The sequence below is a fragment of the Cupriavidus respiraculi genome (assembly GCF_914271545.1).
GTDB classification, from domain to species: Bacteria; Pseudomonadota; Gammaproteobacteria; order Burkholderiales; family Burkholderiaceae; genus Cupriavidus; species Cupriavidus respiraculi.
In genome coordinates this window covers 1236742-1259751 of the sequence record NZ_CAJZAH010000001.1, presented here as the reverse complement: position 1 = coordinate 1259751, position 23010 = coordinate 1236742, and the positions used below count along the sequence as shown (strand labels likewise).

The 23010-nt window shown below is 68.1% G+C and carries 24 protein-coding genes; 12 read left to right on the top strand and 12 right to left on the bottom strand.

Annotation, left to right across the window (positions count from 1 at the left end; all coding sequences use genetic code 11):
• Positions 1 to 106: 106 nt before the first annotated feature.
• Together LDO27_RS05620 and LDO27_RS05615 are read right to left on the bottom strand one after the other, a co-directional pair.
• Positions 107 to 832, bottom strand: a complete 726-nt coding sequence (locus tag LDO27_RS05620) for a ribonuclease activity regulator RraA (RefSeq protein ID WP_224040228.1) — start codon at positions 830 to 832, stop codon at positions 107 to 109.
• 25 nt (positions 833 to 857) lie between these two features.
• Positions 858 to 1643, bottom strand: coding sequence for an SDR family oxidoreductase (locus LDO27_RS05615; RefSeq protein ID WP_224040227.1), 786 nt, complete (start codon positions 1641 to 1643; stop codon positions 858 to 860).
• Positions 1644 to 1757: 114 nt separating this feature from the next.
• Between LDO27_RS05615 and LDO27_RS05610 the strand changes: the two genes are divergently transcribed.
• Positions 1758 to 2609 (top strand): LysR family transcriptional regulator, encoded by an 852-nt coding sequence (locus tag LDO27_RS05610; RefSeq protein ID WP_224040225.1) that lies wholly within the window; start codon positions 1758 to 1760, stop codon positions 2607 to 2609.
• Positions 2610 to 2614: 5 nt separating this feature from the next.
• Here LDO27_RS05610 and LDO27_RS05605 read toward each other — a convergent pair whose 3' ends face one another.
• Complete coding sequence (locus LDO27_RS05605; protein ID WP_224040224.1) at positions 2615 to 3493, bottom strand: aminoglycoside 6-adenylyltransferase; 879 nt, start codon at positions 3491 to 3493, stop codon at positions 2615 to 2617.
• Positions 3494 to 3640: 147 nt separating this feature from the next.
• Here LDO27_RS05605 and gudD point away from each other — a divergent pair, with 147 nt between their 5' ends.
• The 5 genes from gudD (at position 3641) to LDO27_RS05580 (ending at position 9882) form a co-directional block, all read left to right on the top strand.
• Positions 3641 to 4981 (top strand): glucarate dehydratase, encoded by a 1341-nt coding sequence (gene gudD, locus LDO27_RS05600; protein WP_224040222.1) that lies wholly within the window; start codon positions 3641 to 3643, stop codon positions 4979 to 4981.
• A 94-nt stretch (positions 4982 to 5075) separates the two neighbouring features.
• Positions 5076 to 6068 carry a Bug family tripartite tricarboxylate transporter substrate binding protein gene (locus tag LDO27_RS05595; RefSeq protein ID WP_377747306.1) on the top strand — a complete coding sequence of 331 codons (993 nt, stop codon included), beginning with the start codon at positions 5076 to 5078 and terminating at the stop codon, positions 6066 to 6068.
• Positions 6069 to 6182: 114 nt separating this feature from the next.
• Positions 6183 to 7220, top strand: a complete 1038-nt coding sequence (locus LDO27_RS05590; RefSeq protein WP_224040219.1) for a LacI family DNA-binding transcriptional regulator — start codon at positions 6183 to 6185, stop codon at positions 7218 to 7220.
• Positions 7221 to 7486: 266 nt separating this feature from the next.
• On the top strand, positions 7487 to 8878 hold the full coding sequence (locus tag LDO27_RS05585; protein WP_224040217.1) for a sensor histidine kinase: 1392 nt from the start codon (positions 7487 to 7489) through the stop codon (positions 8876 to 8878).
• 206 nt (positions 8879 to 9084) lie between these two features.
• Entirely contained in the window at positions 9085 to 9882 is a 798-nt protein-coding gene (locus LDO27_RS05580; protein WP_224040215.1) for an SDR family NAD(P)-dependent oxidoreductase, read from the top strand.
• Between the two features lie 38 nt (positions 9883 to 9920).
• Here LDO27_RS05580 and LDO27_RS05575 read toward each other — a convergent pair whose 3' ends face one another.
• Positions 9921 to 10832 carry a LysR family transcriptional regulator gene (locus LDO27_RS05575; RefSeq protein WP_224040213.1) on the bottom strand — a complete coding sequence of 304 codons (912 nt, stop codon included), beginning with the start codon at positions 10830 to 10832 and terminating at the stop codon, positions 9921 to 9923.
• Between the two features lie 8 nt (positions 10833 to 10840).
• A complete protein-coding gene (locus LDO27_RS05570; protein WP_224040212.1) occupies positions 10841 to 11449 on the bottom strand; it encodes a CGNR zinc finger domain-containing protein in 609 nt (202 codons plus the stop codon).
• 260 nt (positions 11450 to 11709) lie between these two features.
• Between LDO27_RS05570 and LDO27_RS05565 the strand changes: the two genes are divergently transcribed.
• The 4 genes from LDO27_RS05565 to LDO27_RS05550 all read left to right on the top strand — a co-directional run bounded on the left by LDO27_RS05565 (position 11710) and on the right by LDO27_RS05550 (position 15912).
• The gene (locus LDO27_RS05565) at positions 11710 to 12600 is read left to right on the top strand and encodes an alpha/beta fold hydrolase (protein WP_224040209.1); all 891 of its coding nucleotides are present in this window, start codon (positions 11710 to 11712) and stop codon (positions 12598 to 12600) included.
• 107 nt (positions 12601 to 12707) lie between these two features.
• Positions 12708 to 13379 (top strand): TetR/AcrR family transcriptional regulator, encoded by a 672-nt coding sequence (locus LDO27_RS05560; RefSeq protein WP_224040207.1) that lies wholly within the window; start codon positions 12708 to 12710, stop codon positions 13377 to 13379.
• Positions 13380 to 13493: 114 nt separating this feature from the next.
• The gene (locus LDO27_RS05555; protein WP_224040205.1) at positions 13494 to 14495 is read left to right on the top strand and encodes an NAD-dependent epimerase/dehydratase family protein; all 1002 of its coding nucleotides are present in this window, start codon (positions 13494 to 13496) and stop codon (positions 14493 to 14495) included.
• Between the two features lie 16 nt (positions 14496 to 14511).
• Positions 14512 to 15912: a flavin-containing monooxygenase gene (locus LDO27_RS05550; RefSeq protein ID WP_224040204.1), complete on the top strand. Its 1401-nt coding sequence runs from the start codon at positions 14512 to 14514 to the stop codon at positions 15910 to 15912.
• Positions 15913 to 15972: 60 nt separating this feature from the next.
• Here LDO27_RS05550 and LDO27_RS05545 read toward each other — a convergent pair whose 3' ends face one another.
• Together LDO27_RS05545 and LDO27_RS05540 are read right to left on the bottom strand one after the other, a co-directional pair.
• Entirely contained in the window at positions 15973 to 16764 is a 792-nt protein-coding gene (locus tag LDO27_RS05545; RefSeq protein ID WP_222204839.1) for an aldolase, read from the bottom strand.
• A gap of 12 nt (positions 16765 to 16776) precedes the next feature.
• On the bottom strand, positions 16777 to 17484 hold the full coding sequence (locus LDO27_RS05540; RefSeq protein WP_224040203.1) for a haloacid dehalogenase type II: 708 nt from the start codon (positions 17482 to 17484) through the stop codon (positions 16777 to 16779).
• Between the two features lie 113 nt (positions 17485 to 17597).
• Here LDO27_RS05540 and LDO27_RS05535 point away from each other — a divergent pair, with 113 nt between their 5' ends.
• Positions 17598 to 18449 (top strand): LysR family transcriptional regulator, encoded by an 852-nt coding sequence (locus LDO27_RS05535; protein WP_222204844.1) that lies wholly within the window; start codon positions 17598 to 17600, stop codon positions 18447 to 18449.
• A 33-nt stretch (positions 18450 to 18482) separates the two neighbouring features.
• Here LDO27_RS05535 and LDO27_RS05530 read toward each other — a convergent pair whose 3' ends face one another.
• Entirely contained in the window at positions 18483 to 19070 is a 588-nt protein-coding gene (locus LDO27_RS05530; protein ID WP_224040202.1) for a BON domain-containing protein, read from the bottom strand.
• 503 nt (positions 19071 to 19573) lie between these two features.
• Here LDO27_RS05530 and LDO27_RS05525 point away from each other — a divergent pair.
• Positions 19574 to 20152 (top strand): MarR family transcriptional regulator, encoded by a 579-nt coding sequence (locus tag LDO27_RS05525; RefSeq protein ID WP_224040200.1) that lies wholly within the window; start codon positions 19574 to 19576, stop codon positions 20150 to 20152.
• Between the two features lie 13 nt (positions 20153 to 20165).
• Here LDO27_RS05525 and LDO27_RS05520 read toward each other — a convergent pair whose 3' ends face one another.
• The 4 genes from LDO27_RS05520 to LDO27_RS05505 form a co-directional block, all read right to left on the bottom strand.
• Entirely contained in the window at positions 20166 to 20492 is a 327-nt protein-coding gene (locus LDO27_RS05520; protein ID WP_222204851.1) for a 2Fe-2S iron-sulfur cluster-binding protein, read from the bottom strand.
• A 43-nt stretch (positions 20493 to 20535) separates the two neighbouring features.
• Positions 20536 to 20829, bottom strand: a complete 294-nt coding sequence (locus tag LDO27_RS05515) for a ferredoxin (RefSeq protein ID WP_224040198.1) — start codon at positions 20827 to 20829, stop codon at positions 20536 to 20538.
• 14 nt (positions 20830 to 20843) lie between these two features.
• A complete protein-coding gene (locus LDO27_RS05510) occupies positions 20844 to 21149 on the bottom strand; it encodes a 2Fe-2S iron-sulfur cluster-binding protein (protein ID WP_224040196.1) in 306 nt (101 codons plus the stop codon).
• An 80-nt stretch (positions 21150 to 21229) separates the two neighbouring features.
• Entirely contained in the window at positions 21230 to 22765 is a 1536-nt protein-coding gene (locus tag LDO27_RS05505; RefSeq protein WP_222204860.1) for a hypothetical protein, read from the bottom strand.
• Between the last annotated feature and the right edge of the window lie 245 nt (positions 22766 to 23010).

The window sequence follows — 23010 nt, the reverse complement described above, 5'->3', positions numbered from 1 at the left end:
TGTTGTGATGACGGACGTGTCGGGCACGACCGTTCCCGCAACGCGCGCCGGATGCGGGCGTTGTCCTTGTGCCGGCGCGAGCGCGGCCGGCTTGCTACGGCAGGCGTCAGTCTTTCTGCTGCGCGCGCCAGGCCTGGTAGCGAGTCTTGTTTTCCTCGTTGGGCGGATACAGGCCCGGCAGCTTCTCGCCGGCCTCGACCTGCTGCATGATCCAGCCCTCCAGGCGCTCCTGCTCCTCCGCTTCGCTCACGACCGCCTCGACCAGGTCGGCCGGAATCAGCACGGCGCCGTCGTTGTCGAGCACCACGACGTCGTTCGGGAACACGGCCACGCCGCCGCAGCCGATCGGCTGCTGCCATGCGACGAAGGTCAGTCCGGCCACCGACGGGGGCGCCGCCGCGCCACTGCACCACACGGGCAGCCCCGTGCCGCGCACGCCGTCCACATCGCGCACCACGCCGTCGGTCACCAGCGCGGACACGCCGCGCTTGCCCATGCGTGCGCACAGGATGTCGCCGAAGATGCCGGCGTCCTTCACGCCCATCGCATCTACGACCGCGATGCAGCCGGCCGGCATGTCCTCGATGGCGGCGCGCGTGGAAATCGGCGAGGACCACGATGCCGGGGTGGCAAGGTCCTCGCGCGCCGGCACGAAGCGCAGCGTGAACGCGCGCCCGACCAGCCGGGGGCTGTCCGCGTGCAGCGGCATGGCGCCGCGCATCCACACATTGCGCAGGCCCTTCTTGAGCAGCACCGTGGTCAGCGTGGCGGTGGTGACTTTCGACAGCACTTCGATCGTGCGCGCGTCCAGCGGCAGGGATTCAACGGACATGGCTAGCCTCGCAGGGTGGTTGGGTTCAGATGCTGGGAATCAGGCCGCCATCGACGCGGATGACCGAGCCGGTGACATAGGCGGCGCGCGCGCTCGCGAGGAACGCGACCACGTCGGCGTATTCCTGCGGCTCGCCATAGCGGCCGAGGGGAATGGAAGCCATGCTCTGCGCGCGGACCTCCTCCACGGCGCGGCTCTCGCGCCCGGCCTTTTGCTCGTCGAGGAACCGGATGCGCGGCGTGGCGATGCGGCCCGGCAGCACGATATTGCTGGTGATGCCGTGTCGGCCCACCTCGCCGGCCAGGGTCTTGGACCAGCCCACCAGCGAGGTGCGCAGCGCGTTCGACAGCCCCAGGTTCGGGATCGGCGCGACGACGCCCGACGACGTGCTGGTGATCACGCGGCCGAAGCCGCGCTCGCGCATGCCGGGCAGGACCCGGTCGGTGATGGTGACCACCGACAGCACCATGGCCTGGAACCAGCGCTGCCAGACCGCGGCGTCCTGGCCCGAAACCGGCGTCGGCGGCGGGCCGCCCGTGTTGTTGACGAGGATGTCCACCGGACCCAGCGCTGCTTCGATTGCGGCTACGCGGGCCTCGACGACACCGAGATCGGCCAGGTCCCATTGCAGCGCAAGGGCCTTGCCACCGGCCGCTTCGATATCGGCCACCACGGGCGCCAGCGACTGGGCGTCGATGTCCGCCACCGCGACGCGGGCGCCTTCGCGGGCCAGCGTGCGGGCGATGGCGCCGCCCAGTCCCCCGCCCGCGCCCAGTACCAGCGCGGCCTTGCCGTCGATGCCGAGATCCATGGGTCTGTCTCCTCCTTATTGGTTTGTCCGGCTATTGTGGGCACCCGCAAACTCCAAGACAATTGCGTTTTCTCGCGTTCAGAATCCACTTTTTGTTGATTCCCAATCGATGCCATGGAAACCCGATTTATCGATACGTTCGTCATGGTCGCGGAATGCGGCTCCATGGCCGAGGCCGCCCGGCGCATCAACATCACGCCCACCGCGCTGTCGCAGCGGCTGCGCGCGCTGGAGCGCGAGCTCGGCGCGCCGCTGGTCACGCGCTCGGGCCGCTTCGTGCGGCTCACGGAGGCCGGCGCGCGGCTGCTGTCCCGTGCGCGCCGCTTCCAACGCGACGTGCGCGAGCTGGAGATGGCGGTCTCGACCGAAGGCTTTCCCGGCGGCCTGCGCATCGGCACCATCCGCACCGCGCTGACCAACGTGATGCCGACGCTGCTGCGCTATATCGCGCTGCGCCATCCGCGGCTGGACGCGACCATGGAGATCGGCACCTCGCACGAGCTGTACCACCAGGTGGTGACAGGCAAGGTGGATGCCGCGCTGCTGGTGGAGCCGCCATTCAAGCTCCCCAAGGCCTATGTCTGGCACACGCTGCGCACCGAGCCGCTGGTGCTGCTGGCCCCGGCGCATCTGGCCGGACAGGACCCGGACACGGTGCTGGCGCAGCAGCCGATGATCCGCTACGACCGCCGCACCTGGGGCGGCCTGCTTGCCGAGCAGTATCTGCAGGAGCGCGGCCTGCATCCGCAGGAGCGCTTCGAGCTCGATTCGCCGGACGGCATTCTATTGCTCGTCAGCATGGGGCTGGGCGTATCGCTGGTGCCGGATTGCTACCAGGCGGCCGCGGTGCCGCCAGGCGTGGCGCGGCTGCCGCTGGTGGGCGACTGTCCCGTGCGCCAGCTCGGCTTCCTGTGGCCGAGGCAGTCCCAGTACGCGCGGCTGTTCGAGGCGATGGTCGACCAGTGAGCCGGTCAGCGGCCGCGGTTCTCGAGGCCGAACACCAGCGCGTTTGCGCTGCGGATGCCGTCTTCGACGGGCTGGGGATATCGCAGCCTGGCGAGGCCGGCCGTCTCCTTGGCCACGCGGCTGTAGAGCCCGATGGTTGCGTCGAACGCCCGCCGGGCTTCGACGGGGTCGAGCCGTCCAAAGCATTCGTGGAGTTGGGCGCGCACACCGCTATCCAGCCAGGTGTCCATGCGCAGGCCGTTGTGCCATACGTCGGGCGCGGGGTCGCCCTTGGCGAGCGCGTGCCATTCCAGCATGCGCAGAAGCAGCTCTTTCATGGCCCAGTCCCGCAGCCTGGCCGGCCACAACTCGGACCTCACGAGATATTTGGGGACGTGCGATGCCTCGAACCAGAATTCCTCGACGGCGTCGCTGAACGCTTGCTGTGAAGGCAGAGCCAGCCTCGGGGGTGCAAAGGGCGAGACGGGCAGGTTGGTGGCCAGGCCGGCCTTGTCGAGCAGCACCCTGTATCCACGCCGGTAGAGCGGGTCCAGCTTCCGCGCCTTGCTCATTGCCGACACCCGCCCGGCGCCGGCCAACGTGAAATCGACTTTGACGCCGGGTGAGTAGATGGCAAGCCGCGTCGGCCATTCCTGGCCGTCGTCCGCGTTCAGCCGCAAGACGGTGATGAGCTCGCCAATTTCGCCCAGCCAGCGCTCGTCGGCGGCGAGCCGGGCCGGATGGCGCGCAATCAGCTCGATGTCGATATCCGAGAGCGCGTCCGCGGTGCCATCGTTGCGCGCAAGCGAGCCGGTCAGGATCAGGGCGAGGATATTGTCCTCATGCTCGGCCCACGCGATGACGCGCTGCAAATGCGCGTCCCGAAGCATGGTCAGGGTGGACAAGGCGGGCTCCCGGACAAAAGGGCAACGTTACCTCAACACCGGCGGCACCGCACGCCCCTGCTTGCCGGCTCGGTGTTTTCCCGTGCTACCATGGCCCTCTATGTTAACGTTAAACTAACTTGTATCGCGGATTTACCGGAGGGTGTCGTGCTGCAAGCAAAGTTGGATTGTCCCGTTGTGACGGAAATGGAAGTCGTGCCCGTGGCAGGCCACGACAGCATGCTGATGAACCTGTCGGGCGCGCATGGCCCGTACTTCACGCGCAACATCGTGATCCTCAAGGACAGCGCCGGCAACGTCGGCGTCGGTGAAGTGCCGGGCGGGGAGAGCATCCGCCAGACGCTGCTCGATGCCCGCACCAACGTGGTGGGCCAGTCGATCGGGCACTACCAGGCCGTGCTCAACGACGTGCGCACCCGCTTCGCCAGCCGCGACGCCGGCGGCCGCGGCAACCAGACGTTCGACCTGCGCATCACGGTGCACGCAGTGACCGCGCTCGAAGCGGCGCTGCTCGACCTGCTGGGCAAGCACCTGAACGTGCCCGTCGCCGCGCTGCTGGGCGAAGGCCAGCAACGCGATGCCGTGGAAATGCTCGGCTACCTGTTCTACGTGGGCGACCGCAAGCGCACGACGCTGGACTATCGCACCGAGCCGGGCGCCGACAACGCGTGGTTCCGCGTGCGCAACGAAGTGGCCATGGACGCCGACGGCGTCGTGCGGCTGGCCGAGGCGGCCTACGAACGCTACGGTTTCAATGACTTCAAGCTCAAGGGTGGCGTGTTGCGCGGCGAGGAGGAGATGGAAGCGATCATCGCGCTGCACGAGCGCTTTCCCAAGGCGCGCGTCACGCTGGATCCGAACGGCGGCTGGCTGCTGGCCGATGCGATCCGCCTGTGCCGCGACAAGCACGGCATCCTCGCCTACGCGGAAGATCCGTGCGGCGCGGAGGAGGGCTATTCGGGCCGGGAGATCATGGCGGAGTTCCGCACCGCCACGGGCCTGCCGACCGCGACCAACATGATTGCCACCGACTGGCGCCAGATGGGGCACGCGGTGCGTCTGCACTCGGTGGACATTCCGCTGGCCGACCCGCACTTCTGGACGATGCAGGGCTCGGTGCGCGTGGCGCAGATGTGCGCCGAGTGGGGCCTGACCTGGGGCTCGCATTCCAACAATCACTTCGATATTTCGCTGGCGATGTTCACGCACGTGGCCGCCGCCGCGCCGGGCCGGGTCACGGCCATCGACACGCACTGGATCTGGCAGGACGGCGAACACCTGACGCGCAATCCGCTGAAGATCGAGGGCGGCATGGTGCAGGTGCCGAAGGCGCCCGGCCTCGGCGTGGAGCTGGACATGGAGGCGCTGGCGCGTGCCAACCGCCTGTATCAGGAGAAGGGCCTCGGAGCGCGCGACGACGCGATGGCGATGCAGTTCCTGATCCCCAACTGGAAATTCAACAACAAGCTGCCCTGCATGGTGCGCTGAACGCGCTGCCGCACCCGGCATGCACCGGGGCGGCGCGACAGGACATCTGGTCATACAAGGAGACAACATGAGCCAATCTTCCAACTCCCCTCGCATGGGCCTTGCCGCGCTGGCCCGCCGCTGCGCCGCGATTGCCATCGGCGTCGCGGCCGGTGCCGCCGTGGCCGGGACGGCCTTCGCTTCCACCGCATGGCCGCAGAAGGCGGTGGCCGTCGTGGTGCCGTTCCCGCCGGGCGGCTCCACCGACACCATCGCGCGCATGCTGGCGCAGCCGCTCAACGAGAAGCTCGGCCAGCCCTTCGTCGTGGAGAACCGTCCGGGCGCCACCGGCGCGATCGGCGCGACCTATGTCAAGCGCGCCCCCGCCGACGGCTACACGATGATGGTTGCCTCGATCGGCGTCTACGCCGTCAATCCGTTCCTGCAGAAGAACCTGGCCTACGATCCGGCGAAGGACTTCGACCTGCTGACCGTGGCCGTGCGCGCGCCCAACGTGCTGGTCGCCAATCCGAAATTCCCGGCCGGCAACCTGCAGGAAGTCGTGGCTCATATGAAGAAGAACCCCGGCAAGGTCACCTTCGCAAACTCGGGCGCCGGCTCGTCCGACCACCTGACCGCCGCGCTGTTCTGGCAGAAGACCGGCGCCGAAGGGCTGCACGTGCCGTACAAGGGCGGCGCGCCGGCGATCTCGGATCTGCTGGCCGGTCAGGTCGACGTATCGTTCCAGAACGTCAACGCGGTGCTCCAGCACATCCGCACGGGCAAGCTCAAGGCGCTGGCCGTAACGTCGGGCAAGCGCTCGCCGGTACTGCCCGACGTGCCGACGATGGCCGAAGGCGGCGTGAAGGACGTGGAAGTGTATTCTTGGCAAGCCGCGGCGGCGCCCAAGGGTTTGCCCGCCGACGTGAAAACGCGCTTGCACGGCGCCCTGGTCAGCTCGCTGAAGGAAGAGGGCATGCAGAAGAAGCTGAGCGAGCAAGGCTTCGAGGTGGTGGCCAACACGCCGGAGCAGTTCGCGGCCTTCGAGCAGCAGGAACTGAAGCGGTGGAAGGAAGTGATCGAGAAGGGCGGCATCACGCTGGAATGACCCGGCGCGAGCGCTGGCCGGACCGTCGCGGCCCCCTTGTCCCAACGGGCGAGGGGGCCGTTCGCCATCCTTGCCGGCGGCCAGTCGCGGACATGCGCTCAAGTACAATGCCGCATGGCCCGCACCCGCTCCGTCCCCCCTCCCGCCGACATCCAGGGCCCGCATATCCGCGTTACCCTGAAGGACGTTGCCCAGCTCGCCGGCGTGTCGGCCATGACGGTGTCGCGCGTACTCAATGCGCCGGAGAACCTCTCCGCCGCGACCGTGGCCAAGGTGCGCGCGGCAATCGAGAGCACGGGCTACGTGCCCAACAGCGCCGCCAAGGCGCTGCGCTCCAGCCGCAGCCGGCTGATCGCGGCCGTGCTGCCCACCCTCACCGGGCCTATCTTCCTCGACACCATCGGCGCACTGACCGCCGGCCTCGCGCGCCGCGGCTATCAGCTGATGGTCGGCCAGAGCGGCTACAGCTCGGCGGGCGAGGACCAGCTGATCACCGACATCATCTCGCGCCGGCCTGACGGCATCGTGCTGACCGGCGTGGTGCACACCGACGAGGGCCGGCGCAGGCTGCTCGCCTCGGGCATCCCCATCGTCGAGACGTGGGACCTGACGCCCGAGCCGCTCGATGTGCTGGTCGGCTTCTCGCACGAGGCGGTGGGGCGCGAGGTCAGCCGCTTCCTGGTCGGCAGGGGCCGCAAGAAACTCGCGCTGATCGGCGCGGACGACGTACGGTCCAAGCGCCGCTGGTCTTCGTTCGCCAAGTCGGCCCGCGCGCTCGGCGTGGGGCAGCCCGTAGCGCGCTTCGTCACCGCGCCGGCCATGCTCGGCGATGGGCGGGAAACGCTGCGGGCGCTGCTCGCGGAACATCCCGATACCGACGCGATCTTCTGCAGCTCCGACGCGCTCGCGCTTGGCGTATTGATCGAGGCGCGCGCGCAGGGCATCGATGTGCCGGGCAGGCTGGCGGTGGTCGGCTTCGGCGACCTGAATTTTTCCGCGCAGCTGGATCCGGCGCTGACCACGGTGCGCGTCGATGGTCCGCGCATCGGCGAACTGGCGGCGCATTGCATCGTCAGCCGTGCGCTGGGCCAACCGCTCGAGACTCGCATCTTCGACGTCGGCTTCACCATCGTTCAACGCGCGAGCGCCTGAGCCCGCGCGCGGTACCAGTCCCATGTCAGTCATGACATGCCATCGGCCGACGCCCGCATCGCGCCAGGAACCGGCAACCGTGGTGGTTTTCCGCAATGAACCGATAGGGCTTGCCCCGACCATCCGCCGTGACAACCGGTGGTCACGCAACGCCAGGCCGCGCACGCATGCGGCGGTGGCCACTGTTCCCCCAGGCAACCAGCGGGCGGACACAGGGCAGGGCGGCGAGCGCTGCCGCCGCCCGCGCAGATGTGGGCGGGCAAGCGATGACTGGACGAGGACGCTGGGGCAACAAGCCGACGCTGATGCTGGCCGCGGCGGCGCTGACGGCGGCCGCGCTGTGGGTCTACGTCTTCTGCACGGTGCTGTTGCCGCCGGCCAGTCCGGCCACCGCCGCCGGAACGGGCGAAGGCTACGTGTGGACGGTGGCGCGATATCAGCTGGCGTATCTGCAGTTCGAACGGCAATTGCTGCTGTACACGACCGGGCGCGATGCCCGTGCCGATGAACTGGTCCACCGGCATGCCAACCTGCACGCCGCCTTCGCCATCCTGACACCGCCCGCCGTGCCGGCTTCCGGGGCCGGACTTCCTCAGTACGACGATGCCATGCGGCAGCTGCGCGCCATGATGAGCCGGCTCGATGCCGGCATGGCGAGCCTGCCGCACGATCCCTACGCCGCGGAGGACATGCTGCGGACCGCGCAGCAGTACTGGTTCCCGCTGCACGGACTGCTCAACAACGTTCGCCTCCTGGAGACGCAGCAGCGCGAGCGCGCCTTCCAGGATGTCCTGCACAAGCGCGACCGGCTGTTGCGGGCCAGCGCCGTCGTCGTGCTGCTCTGCGGCGCCGCGCTGGCGCACCTGGTGCTGGGGCTGCACCGACGCCGGCGCGCCATCGAGCGGCAGCGTGCGGCGCTGCTGGCGGAGCGGCGCGATGCCGTGCAAGCGCGCGCGACCATCCAGGCGCGCAATACCCTGCTGGCGATGGTCAGCCACGAACTCCGCCTGCCGTTGCACGCGATGGCCGGCGCCGTCGATGTGCTGCTCTCCCATCGGCACCGCGCAGCGGACAGGCTGGCGATCTCACGCATCCGAGGCGCCGCGCAGGACTTGCTGCAACTGATCGACGACCTGACCGACTACGCCCTGCTCGAAGCGGGCAAGCTGGAATTGCGAATCGCGGAGTTCGACATCGCCGCGTTGCTGCGCGAGCTGGTGGAGGACGCCGGGCGGCAGGCGGCAGGCAGGCCCGTGGCGATCGCATGCACGCACGACATGGAGACGCACCGGATGGTGTCCGACCCGCGCCGGGTGCGACAGATCGTGGGCAACCTGCTGGCCAACGCGCTGCGCCATACCGATGCGGGCACCGTCACGGTGAGCCTGCGGCGCGGCGGCAGCCCCGACATGCCGGCCGTGGAGATCGCCGTCAGCGACACCGGCCCCGGCATTGATCCGGCCGATCACGACAAGCTGTTCGAGCCGTTCACCCGGCTCGATGCATCCAGCACCCGCGTCCATGCCGGCCTGGGCATGGGCCTGTCCATCGTTCGTACGCTGACGTGGGCCTTGGGCGGTCAGGTGACGGTCAACAGCGCGCCGGGGCACGGTACGACGTTTCGCCTGACGCTGCCGTCGGCGCTGCCGTCGGCATAGCCAGGCATCGCCCCGTATCGCCCGTATCGCCCGTATCGCCCGTATCGCCACACAGCGCGCGTTCATTCCGCCGTGTATCAAGTCATGTTCCGTCCACGCGATTTATCGGGGAGGATCGGGTTCCTATAGTGGCGACCAAGGCCAGCGGAGGACGCACCGCTTCTCCCTTGGCCGCAACCTGATACGTCCTTTGACGGAGCCACATCATGAACACCGTTGCACAGGCCCATTCGGCCACATCCCCCACATCCACCACATCGACGCACTCGCGGACCCCGCCCCGCACCGTCGTCATTACCGGTGCTTCCAGCGGCATCGGCTTCGCGCTGGCGCGGGCCTACCTGGAACGGGGAGACAACGTGGTCGGCAACGGCCGCTCGCTCGAACGCCTGCACGCGGCGGCCGACAAGCTCGGCAATCCCGGCAACTTCCTGGCGGTCGCGGGCGACGTGGCCGAGCCCGGCATCGCGGCCGCGATCTTCGCGCGCGCCATCGAGCGCTTCGGCAACGTCGATGTGCTGATCAACAATGCGGGCATCTTTATCGCCAAGCCGGTCGCCGACTACAGCGAGGAGGATGTCGAGAACATCGTCGGCACCAACCTGAAGGGCTTCTTCTACATCACGCAGCAGGCCGCGCGCCATATGAGCGCCAACCGCCAGGGCCATATCGTCAATATCACGGCAAGCATCGCGATGCAGCCGACGTTGTCGGTGCCGGCGCTGTTGCCCGTATTGATCAAGGGCGGGTTGAACCAGGCCACGCGCGCGCTGGCGCTCGAACTGGCCGCGTACAACGTGCAGGTGAACGCGGTCGCGCCCGGCATCATCGATACCCCGATGCATACGCCGCAGGCGCATGATTTCCTCAGGACGCTGCAACCGTCGGGACGCATCGGCGCGACGCAGGACGTGGTGGACGCCGTGCTGTATCTGACCGATGCGCGGCACACCAGCGGCGCGGTGCTGCCCGTGGACGGCGGCGCCACCGCCGGCCACTGGTAGGCGGCCCGGGCGTACCGCGCGACGCGGTACGCCAGCGTTCAGTGGGCGAACTTTTCCACGAGGAAATCTACGAAGGCCCGTACCCGCAGCGACATGTGCCGTGCGTGCGGGTACAGCAGCACGAACGGCCGCGTGGCGCCGCCGCACGCCGGCAGCACCTCCACCAGCGCGCCATCGCGCAGGTCGGCCTCGACCACGAAGCGGTAGGTCTGAAAGATGCCCGCACCCGCGCGGGCCAGCGTCACGCCGCCGAGCACATCCTCGGCGCAGCCGTAGTTGCCCGTGGTGATGACGTCGATGTCCTCGCCGTCCTGGCGCAGCGCCCAGGGCAGGCGGCGGCCGCTGCTGGGCAGGTCGAACTGGATGCAGTCGTGCGCATGCAGATCCTCCAGCGTGGCAGGCGTTCCGGCCCTCGCCAGATAGGCGGGGGAAGCCAGCAGCACCAACTCGGCGTCTTCGAGCTTGCGCGCGATCAGGTTGGAATCGTCCGGCGCCTTGCCGCGCACCGACAGGTCATACACGTCGTCCGCGAACTCGACGTTCCGGTTGCTGATATGCACCTCGACCTGCACCTGCGGATAGCGCGCGCGAAACTCCGGCAGCACCGGCAGCACGCGATAGTGCGCGTAGGGCGTCGGCAGGCTGACGCGCAGCAGCCCGGCCGGGCTGCCATGCTGACCCGTGACCCGACGTTCGGCATCGACGAGCCGCGCCAGCGCTTCGCGGCATTCGCCGTAGTACAGGCGCCCTTCGTCGGTGAGCCGGATCTGGCGCGTGGTGCGCACGAACAGCCGGACTCCCAGCCGCGCCTCCAGCCGCGAGACCGAACGGCTGACCGCCGCCGGCGTGACGCTGGCCGCCACCGCCGCGGCGGTAAAACTGCTCAGCTCCGCGGCGAGGCAGAACAGTTCGATGCTGCCAAGCTGGAGGTCGTCGAATTGCCGCTTCATGGTGGGGCCTACGCGTCGGACTGCCGTTTGCGGTATTGGGCCACCTTGTACCGGTTGCCGCACAGCGCCATGCTGCACCAGCGGCGCCGATGCGACTTGGTCCGGTCGTAGAACCAGTACACGCATTCGGGATGCTCGCACTGGCGCACCAGCGCGAAGTCGCCCCTCGCCAGCAGTTCGGCTGCCGCTTCCGCCAGCGGCAACAGCGCCCCTGCGGCGCCGCTGGCCTCGGTTTCGCGTACCAGCTCGGGATTGCCGCCCGCATGCCAGACCAGTCGTGGATAGCTGATCGCCTTGCGCAGAAAGCGGTTGAGCGGTTCCGGGTCGGCGGCGCGTCCCGTCTTGCGGCCGGTCACCAGACCGCGCACCGCCTCGCGCAACTCCCTGGCGGCCGACACCAGTTCCCCGGATGCCCATGCGGTCCGCTTCGTATCCACGGGCCAGGCGGTGCGCGACAGCCACCGCGCCACGTCGGCGTCGTCGCGCCAGTGCTCGAAGGCGCGGCCGTCGGGCATGTCGCCGCCGGTATTGAGCATGTCCAGCGCGGGATGGTCGGCCACCATGTGGGCCTCGTCGGCCAGGGCCGGCCGGACTTCGTCGGAAAGGGCGTCCGTCATCGGAAAAGGGCGTAATGGGCTGCTGTGATTGTAACCGATGGAGGAATCCCTATGCAGTTACATCGCATCGATACCCGCGCCGGTTCTACGCCCGGCGCGGGTTGCTCGCGGCCATGATGGTCTACGGCAATGGCGCTTTGCACCAATTCGTAACCTTTAAAAAACACTTGACAGGTTACCTTGCCGCGACAATACTGCGCTCACGATGTAACCTGCAAGAGTCGATATATATGGTTACTAAAACCCAAGAGAGGCCCGACATGACGACCACCGCCGCACCCTTCGATGCCACCGTCCAATACCGCTACGCCGATGCCGACGGCGTGCGTGTCTTCTACCGCGAGGCGGGCGACCCCGCCGCGCCGGTCATGCTGCTGCTGCACGGCTTTCCCAGTTCCTCCCACCAGTTCCGCCATCTGATTCCCCAGCTCGCCACGCGCTTCCGCGTGATCGCGCCCGACCTGCCGGGATTCGGCTTCACCGAGGTCCCCGATGAACGGGGCTATGTCTATACCTTCGACGCGCTGGCCAGGACGCTGGGCCACTTTGTCGATGCGCTCGGGCTCGAGCGCTATGCCATGTACGTGTTCGACTACGGGGCGCCGACCGGGCTGCGCCTCGCGCTGGCCCATCCCGAGCGTGTGACAGGCTTCGTCTCGCAGAGCGGCAACGCCTATCTGGACGGGCTCGGCGATTCGTGGGCGCCGATCCGGGCCTACTGGGCCGATCCCTCGCCGGCCAATCGCCAGGTGGTCCACGACGCCATCCTGAACTTCGAAGGCACGCGCTGGCAGTACGTGCATGGCGTGGACGATCCCCGCCGTGTCGCGCCCGAGTCCTATACGCTGGACGCCGCGCTGCTGGAGCGCCCCGGCAACAAGGACATCCAGCTCGACCTGTTCCTGGACTACGCCAACAACCTCGAGCTGTACCCCGCCTTCCAGGCATTCTTCCGCCGCACGCAGGTGCCGACGCTGGTGATCTGGGGCAAGCACGATCCGTTTTTCATCCCCCCGGGCGCCGAGGCCTACCGGCGCGACAATCCCAATGCCGTGGTGGAACTGCTCGACACCGGCCACTTCGCGCTGGAGACGCACGCGGACTACATCGGCCGGCGGATCCTGGAAGTGCTGGCACCCCCGGCCCGCTGAACGGCGTGGGCGGCGAGGCAGGGCGGCGCCTCGGATGCCGCCTGCGCCGCCCTGCCCGGGTTGCGCCCGCTATAGTCTCGTCTGAGCGAATTCCCGAGACCCGGCAAATGGCAGAAGGCAGGACTCCCAGCAAGCAGGAAATCCTTACGCAGGCGGCGCAGTGCTTCATGGAACGGGGCTTCCACGCCACCAGCATCGACGACGTGGCGCGGCGCCTCGGTTCGACCAAGGGCCGCGTCTACCATCACTACGCGTCGAAGGTGGAGCTGTTCTTCGACGTGCATCGCGAGGGCATGGCCCATCTGTTTGCCGCCATCGAGCCGGCGCGCCAGACCGGGGGCGATGCGATGACGGTGCTGACCGCCATGTTGCGTGCCCATGCGATGGCGGTGCTGGAACACCATACGTTCGAAAGCGTGGTGGCGCAGGGCGTGCAGATCCATCGCTTCGGCGCGACCACGCCGGGGCAGCGCGCCACGCTCGATGAACTGATCGCCAGCCGCGATCGCTTCGAGCAGCTGTTCAAGGACCAGGTCAGCGCCGCCAGGCAGGAAGGCTCGCTGGCGGACGTCGATGTGTCCATCGCGGTCAAGACCCTGCTGGGGGGTATCCAGTGGTCGCTGATCTGGTATCGGCCGGAAGCCGATGCGGACGCGGATGCCCGCGCCCGGCTGGCCGACCAGATGGTCAGGACGCTCATCGACGGCGTGCGCGCGCGCCAGCCGGCGCCTTCCCGGCGCGGGCGCAGCGCGTCGGCACACAAGCGGGCGGCATCCTGAACGGGCTATCGGCTTCGAGCCGATAGGGACAATCCCGCATCCCCGCGGCGCAGTCTTGCGTCAAGAAAACCTACTGAGTAGTATGTTTCCGAAGATGCTCGGGGAGACGGAGACATGCGCGTACTGATAACGGGGGCGGCGGGCTTTATCGGCTCGGCGCTGCGTGAGGCGCTATACGAGGCGGGACGGCTGAACAATGCCGAAGGGAAGGCCGAACCGATCGACACGCTGTGGCTGGCCGATCGCGCTCCCACGCCCGCCTCGCCCCACGCGCCGTTCGCAACGCGCGGGCTCGCCGGCGACCTGGGCGATCCCGCCTTCGTACGGGAGCTCGCCGCGCTGCAGGCCGACAGCGTGTTCCATCTTGCCGCCAGCCTGACGCTGGATGCCGAACGCGATGCGGCGTCGGCGTATGCGGTCAACGTCGAAGCGCTGCGCGGCCTGATCGACCAGGCCATACGGCGCCCCAGGCTGGTCTTCGCCAGTTCGATCGCCGTGTTCGGCGGCGCCTTGCCCGACGTGGTCGACGACCGCATGCGCGCCGCGCCGGACACCACCTACGGCACCCACAAGGCCATTGCCGAATTGCTGCTGGCCGACGAAACCCGCAAGGGCAGGATCGATGGCCGCGCGCTGCGGCTGCCCATCGTGCTGATACGTCCCGGCTCGCCCACGCCCACGGTGTCCGACCGCATTGCCGCCCTCGTGCGCGAGCCGCTGGCCGGACGGGATGCGGTGTGCGGCCTGCGTGCCGACACGCGGCTGCCGGTGGCGTCGGCCCACGCCGTGGCCCGCGCGCTGATCGCGTTGCACGACCTCCCGCGCGACGCGCTGCCGCACGGCGGCGCGATGAACCTGCCGGCGCTGACGGTCAGCGTCGCGGACATGGTGGCCGCGGTGGGCAGGCATGGCGGCGCGGCGGCGGCCGCGCGCATCCGCCACGCGCCCGACCCGGAGTTGCAGCGCATCGTCGACGGCTGGCCGCGCGAGTTCGTTTCCTGCCGCGCGACCGGGCTGGGCCTGCGTGCCGATGCCAGCATCGACGAGATCGTCGCCCGCCATCTCGCCGACAGACGGGCCGACAGACGGGCCGACAGCAGCGCCGACAGCCGCTGAACGGCACGCGACCACCATGCAGCGACCGACACAAGGGGCAACGCCGTCCATGCGCGCCAGCGACCAGGCCAACGCGGCCACCACCGCCGATGTCACCGCCGATGTCACCTCCGATATCGCCGGCCTTCCCGTCTGCATCGTCGGCGCCGGGTCGTCCGGCGTCACGGCGGCGAAGGCCCTCAAGGAAAAGGGCATCGCCTTCGACTGTTTCGAGCTGGGCTCGGATATCGGCGGCATGTGGCGGTACGAGAACGACAACGGCATGTCGTCCGCCTACCGCAGCCTGCATATCGACACGAGCCGCAACAACCTGGGCTATTCCGACTTTCCGATTCCGCCGCGCTATCCGGACTTCCTGTCGCACTACCAGGTGCTCGAATACCTCGAAAGCTACGCCGGACATTTCGGCGTGCGGCCGCATATCCGCTTCAACAGTCGGGTCGACAAGGTCGAGCCGCTGCGCGACGGCAGCTGGCGCGTCACGCTGGCCGACGGCACGGCGGGGCGCTACCGCGCCGTGATCGTCGCCAACGGGCATCTGTGGGATCCGCGCTGGCCACGGTTCGAGGGCACCTTCGACGGCGAACAGATCCACTCGCATCATTACCGCACGGCCGAGCCGTTCCAGGGCAAGTCCGTGCTGATCGTCGGCATCGGCAACTCGGCGGTCGACGTGGCGGTGGACGTGTGCAAGTCCGCGCGCGCCACGTTCCTGTCGACGCGCCGCAGCGCGTGGGTCATGCCCAAGTACATCATGGGCATTCCCACCGATCGCTGGTCCTCGTTCCTGGGCCGGCGACTGCATCTGCCCACGCGCGTCGTGCGCACGCTGATGCGCTGGCTGGCCTATCCGGTCACGGGCGATCAGGCGCGCTTCGGCATTCCGCGCCCGCGGCACGAGATCTGGCGCGAGCACGCGACGCTCAGCCAGGAACTGCTGCCGTACTGCGGCCACGGCTGGATCCGCGTCAAGCCCAATGTCAGCCGCCTCGACGGCGGCCACGTCGTGTTCGAGGACGGCAGCCGCGAGGCGGTGGATGCCATCATCCATGCCACGGGCTACAAGGCCAGCTTTCCCTTTCTCGACGCCGAGGTGTTCGCGGTCGGCGAGGAGCCGGTGGCGCTCTATCGGCGGATGCTGCCGCCCGACCGGCCCGGCCTTTACCTGCTGGGACTCGTGCAGCCCATCGGCCCCACCATTCCGCTGGTGGAAATCCAGGCGCGCTGGCTGGCCTCCGTGCTGGCGGGAGAGACCGCGCTGCCCCAGCGCGACGTCATGGCGAGCGAGGTGCGCCGGCACAACGACTATGTGGCACGGCGCTTCGTCGGGTCCGCCCGCTATACGCTCGAGGTGGACTTCCGGCAGTACGCGAAGCAGTTGTTCGGGGACATGCGGCGGCAGCGAGCCGGGGTCTGACCCGGCACCCGCGCCGTCACCCGCGCCGGTATCCGCGCGGCCATCGGATGCGCCGCCGCGCTAGCTCGCATAGTCAGGCTCGTGCCGGTCCAGGATCCGCTTGACGCTTTCCAGATGCAGCCGCGCGCTCTCCGGGTCGCCCTCGCGCATCTGTCCCGCGGTCTTGCGGGCGATCTCGTCGGGCACCGGCTGCAGCGGCCGGCCCGTGCTCATCGCGCGGACCTGCACCTCGGCCGCGCGCTCCAGGTAGTACAGGTCGTCCCACGCCTCGGCGATGGTCGGGGCGGTGACCATCACGCCGTGGTTCTTCAGGAACAGGATGTCCGCATCCCCCATCGCGGTGGCGATGCGATCCCCTTCGTGCGTATCGAGGGCGAGGCCGTTGAAGTGCTCGTCCACGGCCACGCGACCATGGAACTTCAGCGCCGTCTGGCCTGCCCAGGCGAGCGGGGGACCCTCGACCATGGCCAGCGCGGTGGCGTTGGGCATGTGGGTGTGGAAGGCCGCCACCGCGCCCGGCTTGTTCAGGTGCAGGCGCGCATGGATAAAGAAAGCGGTGGCTTCCGGCCGGCCGTCGCCGGCCAGCACGTTGCCCTCGAAGTCGCACACCAGCAGGCTCGAGGCCGTCACCTCGCAAAAGGCGAGACCATAGGGATTGACCACGAAGACGTCGGGCACGCCGGGTATCAGCGCCGAGAAATGGTTGCAGATGCCCTCGGCCAGCCCCAGCCGCGCGGCCATGCGCAGGCTGGCCGCCAGATCCACGCGGGCCTGCCGCACGCGCGGATCGTCCACCGACACCTGCCGGTGCCAGCCCGGGCTCGGGCGGGTCGCGCTCAGTTCATGTGCCATCGTTTTCTTCCTTCAGTGCCGGGTCCAGCCCCAAGTATCGAATACGGCGGGCACTTGTGCCAGGTCGGGCAACACCGCGTCCGGTACATAGTCGGGCAGTGGTTTGCGCACGGTGCCGCGATCGATCCAGATGCAGCGAAAGCCCATGTCGCGCGCCGCGGTCAGGTCCAGATGCGGGCTCGCGCAGATGTGGAGCAGTTCGTCGCGCTGTACGCCGAGCTCCCGGTGGGCGTGGTCGAACAGCCGGGGCGATGGCTTGTAGGCCCGCGCCTGCTCCGCGGTGACGACCCGGTCGATATGCCCGCCGAGTTGCGCCACGTTGCCGGCGATGATGGCGTCGTCGGTGTTGGACACGATGCAAAGCCGGAAGCCTTGCGCCTTGAGCCAGGCCAGCGTGTCGACGACTTCGGGAAAGGGCGGCATGCGCGCGATATGCGCGGCCAGGTCGCTGGCATCGCTGGCCTCGTAGGGCAGGCCCAGCGCCTGGAGCGTGTATTGCAGCGACAGCGCGGAGATGTCGCGGAACGTGCGATGCGGCGGGGTTTGTTCGAGCCGGTGCTCATGCTCGTCGTAGATGGCAATGAACCTGCCGGGATCGACGTCGGGGCTGCCCTTGCGGGCGAGCAGCTCGCCGACGTAGGCGAGCAGGCCCTCGTCCCATTGGATCAGCGTGCCGTAGCAGTCGAAGGTCAGCCATTCGGGGCGGGTGGTGGGTGTCATGCGAGCCTCGCGATCGTGGATAGTGAAGATGCCCCATGCTAAGGACCGCGCGCGCCATTGGAAAATTAAATTATGATGCGAAGTAAATTTGCAAATCCGATTTTGAGGCCACGATGCTCGATCTCGAACTGCTGAAGACCTTTGTCTCCGTGGTGGATGCCGGAGGCTTCACGCGCGCCGGCGAACGCGTCAACCGCACGCAGTCCACCGTCAGCCAGCAGATCCGCAAGCTGGAGGCGCAGCTGGACCAGCCGCTGCTGCTGCGCCAGCGGGCCGGCAAGGCGGTCCATTTGACCGAGGAGGGCGAGCGGCTGCTCGGCTATGCGCGCCGGCTCGTGGACCTGGCGCAGGAGGCCGAGGCGCTGATGCGCACGCGCGGCGCGGTGGGGGCGATCCGGCTGGGCGTGCCGGAGGACTTCGACGTGCAGCGCCTGGTCGGCTTGCTCTCCGGCTTCGCGCAGCGCCATCCGGGCATCCGGCTCGACACGCAAAACGGCCTGAGCGTCGAGTTGCAGCGCAAGATCGCGCAGCGCGACCTGGACCTCGCCCTGGTCAAACGCGACGCGGGCAGCGGGACGGCGCTGGCGCGCTGGCCGGAAAAATTGCATTGGGTAGCCGGCAAGGAACTGGCGCTGCGGCAGGACCCCGTGCCGCTGCTCGTGTTCGGTCAGGGCTGCCTGTACCGCAACCGCGCCATCCATGCGCTGGAATCGTCGGGCCGGCGCTGGCGCATCGCCTTTACCAGCCAGAGCCTGCCCAGCATCCAGGCGGCGGTCTCGGCCAATCTCGGCATCAGCCTGCTGCCGTCGACCGCGGTCCAGCGGGACCATCGGGTGCTGACCGGCCGCGCCGGCTTCGCCGCGCCCGCGCCGACCGAACTTGCGCTGGTCGGTGCAGCGCGGCTGCTGCCGGTGGCGCAGCAGGCGCTGGTGGATTTCCTGGTGGAACGATTGCCGGCGGGCTGAGGGCACCTCGCGCGCCCCTCGCGCGTGCCGGCATCAGCGAGAGACGCGGATGTCGTTCCGTATCTCGGTCACGCCGTCGACTTCGTCCACGAGATCTTCGATCCTGCGCTTGGCGCGCCGGTCCTGCACCGTGCCACCCAGTGTCACCACGCCGGATGCGACATCCAGCGTGATCTGCGCGAGCTCGATGTCGCGCTCGCGGCCGAGGCGATCGATCGCCTCCTCGCGGATGCGCTCGTCCGAGCGTTGATAGCCCTTGGGCCATACCCGGGGGCGCCGGGGCGTGTCCTGCTGCCCCGCGCGCTCGGCGTCCGCGACGCCATAGCTGCCCTCGCCATAGCCGTGGCCCACTCCGCCCGGATTGCCATGGGTGTAGTGCGCGTTGGCGCGTGCGCCGCGCCCGCCGCCATAGCCGCGGTGGCGCCACGTTTCCAGTACCTCGCCGGTGCGTTCGTCCTCGGGAAACCATTCCATGCCGCGGCTGAAGTCGCCGCGTCCGACGCGCTCTGCACTCCAGTTTTCCGTGCCGTAACCGGCGCGTTCGTTTGCATCCGACGCGATCCGCCGCTGGCCGGGCGCGTTGCCGTTGGGGTTGGCGCGTGCATTGCCACGATCGTTCATGTTCGCTCTCCGTCATTGCATTGGAACCACCGCGTCGCGCAACCGAGCCTGGACCGGTGCGCGCGCGACATCGAAACGAGCGCAAGAAACGTTCCTCCGGATGGCTACGTCGGCGCTTTCGCAACGCCGGTGCTCGCAAGCGGTTCCGGGGCCTTCGTGCGCCGCCGCATTGCCGTCGCGATGTGCGGCGTTACGCGCGGTGCAAAGTTTTCCCGCGCGCTTGTAACGGCCGCCAGGCGCGCGTCACGTACGGCTTGCGAACTTGTGAATCGTGGAGATCCCGCCGGTGCGAACTGCCGCGCACGTGCCGTAGCGCCGTTGTCAGCGTTTTCCCGTAGTGAGGGGGCAACCCGACATACCTTTCTGTTAGGGTTGTAAGAAACCAGTAAGTTAAGTCTTGAAGCCGGACATTTCCGTCCGGATTTCACGGCCTTCCGGTGTCGCCAAAGGACGACCCAGGCCGCAAGAGAAGCGCATAAATAATCACAGGGGGGTGTCGGCGCATGGTGACAAAACCGAACGAGTCGGTCGAACCGACCGTCGTGGCTCTGATCGATGCCGTCACGGCATGGCAGGGCGCACTGGACCAGACGCTGTCGGCGTCGGGTCTGACCTACGCCAAGTTGCTGTTGTTGCGAGCGATCGCGCAAGGGGAGTTCGAGCGGGGACAGGGCTATCGCGGCGCTGTCTTCGTCGACGCGAAACTGGCCGAGCATCTGCTGGAGCAGTTGCATGCCGATTCCTGGATCGTGTTCGTCGACGGGCAGGGCCGTCCGTGCGCGCCAGGCGACCCCGCTGCCAGGCCCGACATCCTGGAGCCCGTGCGCGCCCGGTTGTCGCGTATCGAGCAAGGCGTGAAGGCGCTGCATTCGGTCTCCGCCGCGCCGTTCAGCGTGGACGAGCGCGCCACGCTCGGGCTGCTGCTGCAACGGATGAAGGAAACGCTGGACGACCACCGCACCAGGCAGGCGCGCCGCCCCTGCGATGGACTGGCTGCGGCGCCGTGCTGCGGCCCCTGTCACGAAGCACTGATGCGCAATCTCGCCGGCGGGACTGCCGCGCCGGCCGACTGCAGGCTGTAGGCGCGGCGGCCGCTCAGGCCTGCCGCTCCTCCTCGGCAACCGCGGGTGCCGTCCTGCTGCTCTGCCACGACACACTGATGTCCCCATGCACGAAGGTCTGGCACGCCATGCGATAACCGTCGGCGATGTCAGCCTCGGTCAGGTGCTTTCTTTCCTTGGCCTTCACGTCGTCCGTGTGCTCGCGTCCGCTCTCGATGCGGCAACGGCATGTGCCACACAGGCCGCCACCGCATTTGAAGGGGATGCCGCCTTTTTCCCGCAGCGAAACCCGCAGCAGATTGCTGTTCGGCGGTGCGGAGACGACCTTGTTGTCATTGGTGAGAAAGGTGATCTGGATCATGGTCGATGCAAAGGGTCCGTTCGAGGCGCCGTGTCGGCTGGCCTCATACGCGGGTAAGGGTGATGTCCATGCTGCCGAAGCGCGCAAGGTTGCGCAGTTCGGCGCGCGCAGCGTCCAGCGTGTCGAAGTGCTCGAGAAATTTCGAGGGCACGTGGTTGACGATGGCGGCGGGCGTGTCTTCGACCACGCGCACCTTGACCGGGCGGTCCACTTCCGCGATGACGAAATGCGCGATGGTCCTGCCGTAAAAGCCGTAGTCGTAGGCTTCGATTTCGTTCATGCCATCGACCGGCTCGGTGCGGAACTGGCCGGGACGGCTGGTGAGGATCACGTACATGGCATGCCCCGCGCCTATGCGGCGATTTCCTCGTCCTGCGCCAGCTCGATATCGTGCGAGATCCACAGCTGGCAGGCGAGGCGATAGCCCTGGTCGAGCCGCTCGCCGAGCTGCTTCTTTTCCTTCCAGTTCGGCGCCGGCAGGTGTTCGGCGCCCGCCAGCACGCGGCACGCGCACTTGGAGCATTTGCCCATGCCGCATTCGTAGCGCAGGTTGGGATAGGGAAACTGCTTGATGCCGGCGCGTACCACCAGATTCGTGTTGTCCTTGACCTCGTCCTCGAAGACCTGGCCGTGCTTGTGAAAAAGAACTCTTGGCATAAGGCTCATCCTGCTAACAACGCTTGATCAATCCGTCCGGACCGCGGGCGATGGGGCCAGCGGCCGGGCAATCCACAGGTTCAGGACCACAGCAGCATCGCGGCCGCGGTCGAGCAGGCCAGCCCGATCACCACCGGCAGCAGCAGCGCGCGCACCGCCTCGAGCACCGGCACGCGGGCGAATCCCGCCACGGCGATCAGCGAGGACCAGGCGATCAGCGTGCCGCCGCCGGTCCACACCGCACCCATCTGGCCCACCGCGGCCAGCGTCGCGGGATCGAAGCCGACCACCGGACCCAGCGCGCCGGCCAGCGTGCCCGTCAGCGGCAGCCCGGCGAAGCCCGAGCCGTCGATGCCGGTGATCATGCCCACCAGCAGCACGCCATAGGCCACCAGCACATGGTTGTCCGGGATCAGATGCTGGTACGCCTGGATCAGCTCAAACAGCAGGCTCGGCGCCTTGCCGGGCGGCAGGCCGAGGATCTGCGCCGCCGTTTCGCCGGCGCCGACGAAGAAGAAGCCCGCAATCGGCAGCACCGAGCCCATGGCCTTGAAGGCGAAGACAAAGCCGTCCGTGATGTGTTCGGGGCAGACGTCCAGCATCCTGCGCGGGCCTTCGGCCGCCAGCGTCGCCAGCATCATCAGCACGGCGGCGACGCCGCCCACCAGCGCGGCCGCGTCGCCGCCCTTCAGTTCGGTCAGGCCGCTGCCGAGCTTGGGCAGCACCATCACCGCGACCACGGTCAGGAATGCGATGGGCGTTACCACCGCAAAGCACTTGGACCATTTCACTCGCCGGCGCGCCACCATCGCCAGACTTGCCTCGATATTGGTATCGGTGGCGAGCGGCTCGCTGTGGCTGGTGCCGCGGGCGATTTCGGCCTTGTCGAAGGTGCCGCCATCGACGGCGGGCTGGGCTCCGGTGGCGCGCGCCTGCCAGCGGTCCAGCAGCGCGCCGCTGGCAGGCACGATGTGCTTGCGCATGGACAAATAAGCCAGGCACAGCGCGATGGCGCCGGTAATCAGCGATAGCGTGAGCGCGCGATCCGCGACCACGGCGGCGCTGACGGCGGCCCCGGCGGCTTTCGCGCTGATGCCGGGCGCAACGCCGATCACGTAGTCCGACGACAGCGCCATGCCCTGGCCGGCGATGGCGATCGCCATCGCGCCGGCCAGTGGCGGCAGGCCGGCGGCGATGGCCGCCGGCAGCAGGATCGCCGAAACGAGCGGTACCGCCGGCGTGGGCCAGAAGAACAGCGAGATCACATAGGTGATGGCAGCGAGGATGAAGAATGCGGAATGCCCGTTCTTCATCACCACCCGGAACGGCTCGACCATGCGGATATCCGACCGCAACGTCTTGAGCGCGTTGAGCAGGGCGGTCATGAACGCGATGACCAGGAAGATGTTGAACAACTCCTTGGCCGCCACCAGGCTGGCGGAAAAGATGCCGCCGAGCGCGGCCACCGGGCTGCCCGTCAGCGCGAAGACAACCAGGCAGGTGCCGACGATGGACGGCACGACGACGTTGGCGCGCAGGATCATCGTCAGCACGATGACGGCAACCCCAGACAAATAGATCCAGTGCGCGGCACCGATCACGGCTTCATGTTGCATGACTGCTCCGGGGGTCGAGGTGTAGTGATGTCCGGCCGATCGGTGTGCCGGCCGTGCTCGTATACTATATTCAAGCATCGCGCCCGAACAAGCGGAAAATCGTCAGGGTTTGCGCCTACCCGAAATAGTGCGTCCGTGCCCGGAAATGGCGTTCCTACGCCGAATACGGGGAATCGCGGCGCTGCATTGCGGTGCGCCGTGCACGCTGTGGTTGCATCTATTGCTTTTAGTTATGTAGACTGTAT

Excerpts from the sequence above, each read along its gene's own strand:
- LDO27_RS05620 (WP_224040228.1), bottom strand. The coding sequence starts at position 832 with ATGTCCGTTGAATCCCTGCCGCTGGACGCGCGCACGATCGAAGTGCTG.
- LDO27_RS05615 (WP_224040227.1), bottom strand. The coding sequence starts at position 1,643 with ATGGATCTCGGCATCGACGGCAAGGCCGCGCTGGTACTGGGCGCGGGC.
- LDO27_RS05610 (WP_224040225.1), top strand. The coding sequence starts at position 1,758 with ATGGAAACCCGATTTATCGATACGTTCGTCATGGTCGCGGAATGCGGC.
- LDO27_RS05595 (WP_377747306.1), top strand. The coding sequence starts at position 5,076 with ATGGGCCTTGCCGCGCTGGCCCGCCGCTGCGCCGCGATTGCCATCGGC.
- LDO27_RS05590 (WP_224040219.1), top strand. The coding sequence starts at position 6,183 with ATGGCCCGCACCCGCTCCGTCCCCCCTCCCGCCGACATCCAGGGCCCG.
- LDO27_RS05585 (WP_224040217.1), top strand. The coding sequence starts at position 7,487 with ATGACTGGACGAGGACGCTGGGGCAACAAGCCGACGCTGATGCTGGCC.
- LDO27_RS05580 (WP_224040215.1), top strand. The coding sequence starts at position 9,085 with ATGAACACCGTTGCACAGGCCCATTCGGCCACATCCCCCACATCCACC.
- LDO27_RS05575 (WP_224040213.1), bottom strand. The coding sequence starts at position 10,832 with ATGAAGCGGCAATTCGACGACCTCCAGCTTGGCAGCATCGAACTGTTC.
- LDO27_RS05570 (WP_224040212.1), bottom strand. The coding sequence starts at position 11,449 with ATGACGGACGCCCTTTCCGACGAAGTCCGGCCGGCCCTGGCCGACGAG.
- LDO27_RS05565 (WP_224040209.1), top strand. The coding sequence starts at position 11,710 with ATGACGACCACCGCCGCACCCTTCGATGCCACCGTCCAATACCGCTAC.
- LDO27_RS05560 (WP_224040207.1), top strand. The coding sequence starts at position 12,708 with ATGGCAGAAGGCAGGACTCCCAGCAAGCAGGAAATCCTTACGCAGGCG.
- LDO27_RS05555 (WP_224040205.1), top strand. The coding sequence starts at position 13,494 with ATGCGCGTACTGATAACGGGGGCGGCGGGCTTTATCGGCTCGGCGCTG.
- LDO27_RS05550 (WP_224040204.1), top strand. The coding sequence starts at position 14,512 with ATGCAGCGACCGACACAAGGGGCAACGCCGTCCATGCGCGCCAGCGAC.
- LDO27_RS05545 (WP_222204839.1), bottom strand. The coding sequence starts at position 16,764 with ATGGCACATGAACTGAGCGCGACCCGCCCGAGCCCGGGCTGGCACCGG.
- LDO27_RS05540 (WP_224040203.1), bottom strand. The coding sequence starts at position 17,484 with ATGACACCCACCACCCGCCCCGAATGGCTGACCTTCGACTGCTACGGC.
- LDO27_RS05535 (WP_222204844.1), top strand. The coding sequence starts at position 17,598 with ATGCTCGATCTCGAACTGCTGAAGACCTTTGTCTCCGTGGTGGATGCC.
- LDO27_RS05530 (WP_224040202.1), bottom strand. The coding sequence starts at position 19,070 with ATGAACGATCGTGGCAATGCACGCGCCAACCCCAACGGCAACGCGCCC.
- LDO27_RS05525 (WP_224040200.1), top strand. The coding sequence starts at position 19,574 with ATGGTGACAAAACCGAACGAGTCGGTCGAACCGACCGTCGTGGCTCTG.
- LDO27_RS05520 (WP_222204851.1), bottom strand. The coding sequence starts at position 20,492 with ATGATCCAGATCACCTTTCTCACCAATGACAACAAGGTCGTCTCCGCA.
- LDO27_RS05515 (WP_224040198.1), bottom strand. The coding sequence starts at position 20,829 with ATGTACGTGATCCTCACCAGCCGTCCCGGCCAGTTCCGCACCGAGCCG.
- LDO27_RS05510 (WP_224040196.1), bottom strand. The coding sequence starts at position 21,149 with ATGCCAAGAGTTCTTTTTCACAAGCACGGCCAGGTCTTCGAGGACGAG.
- LDO27_RS05505 (WP_222204860.1), bottom strand. The coding sequence starts at position 22,765 with ATGCAACATGAAGCCGTGATCGGTGCCGCGCACTGGATCTATTTGTCT.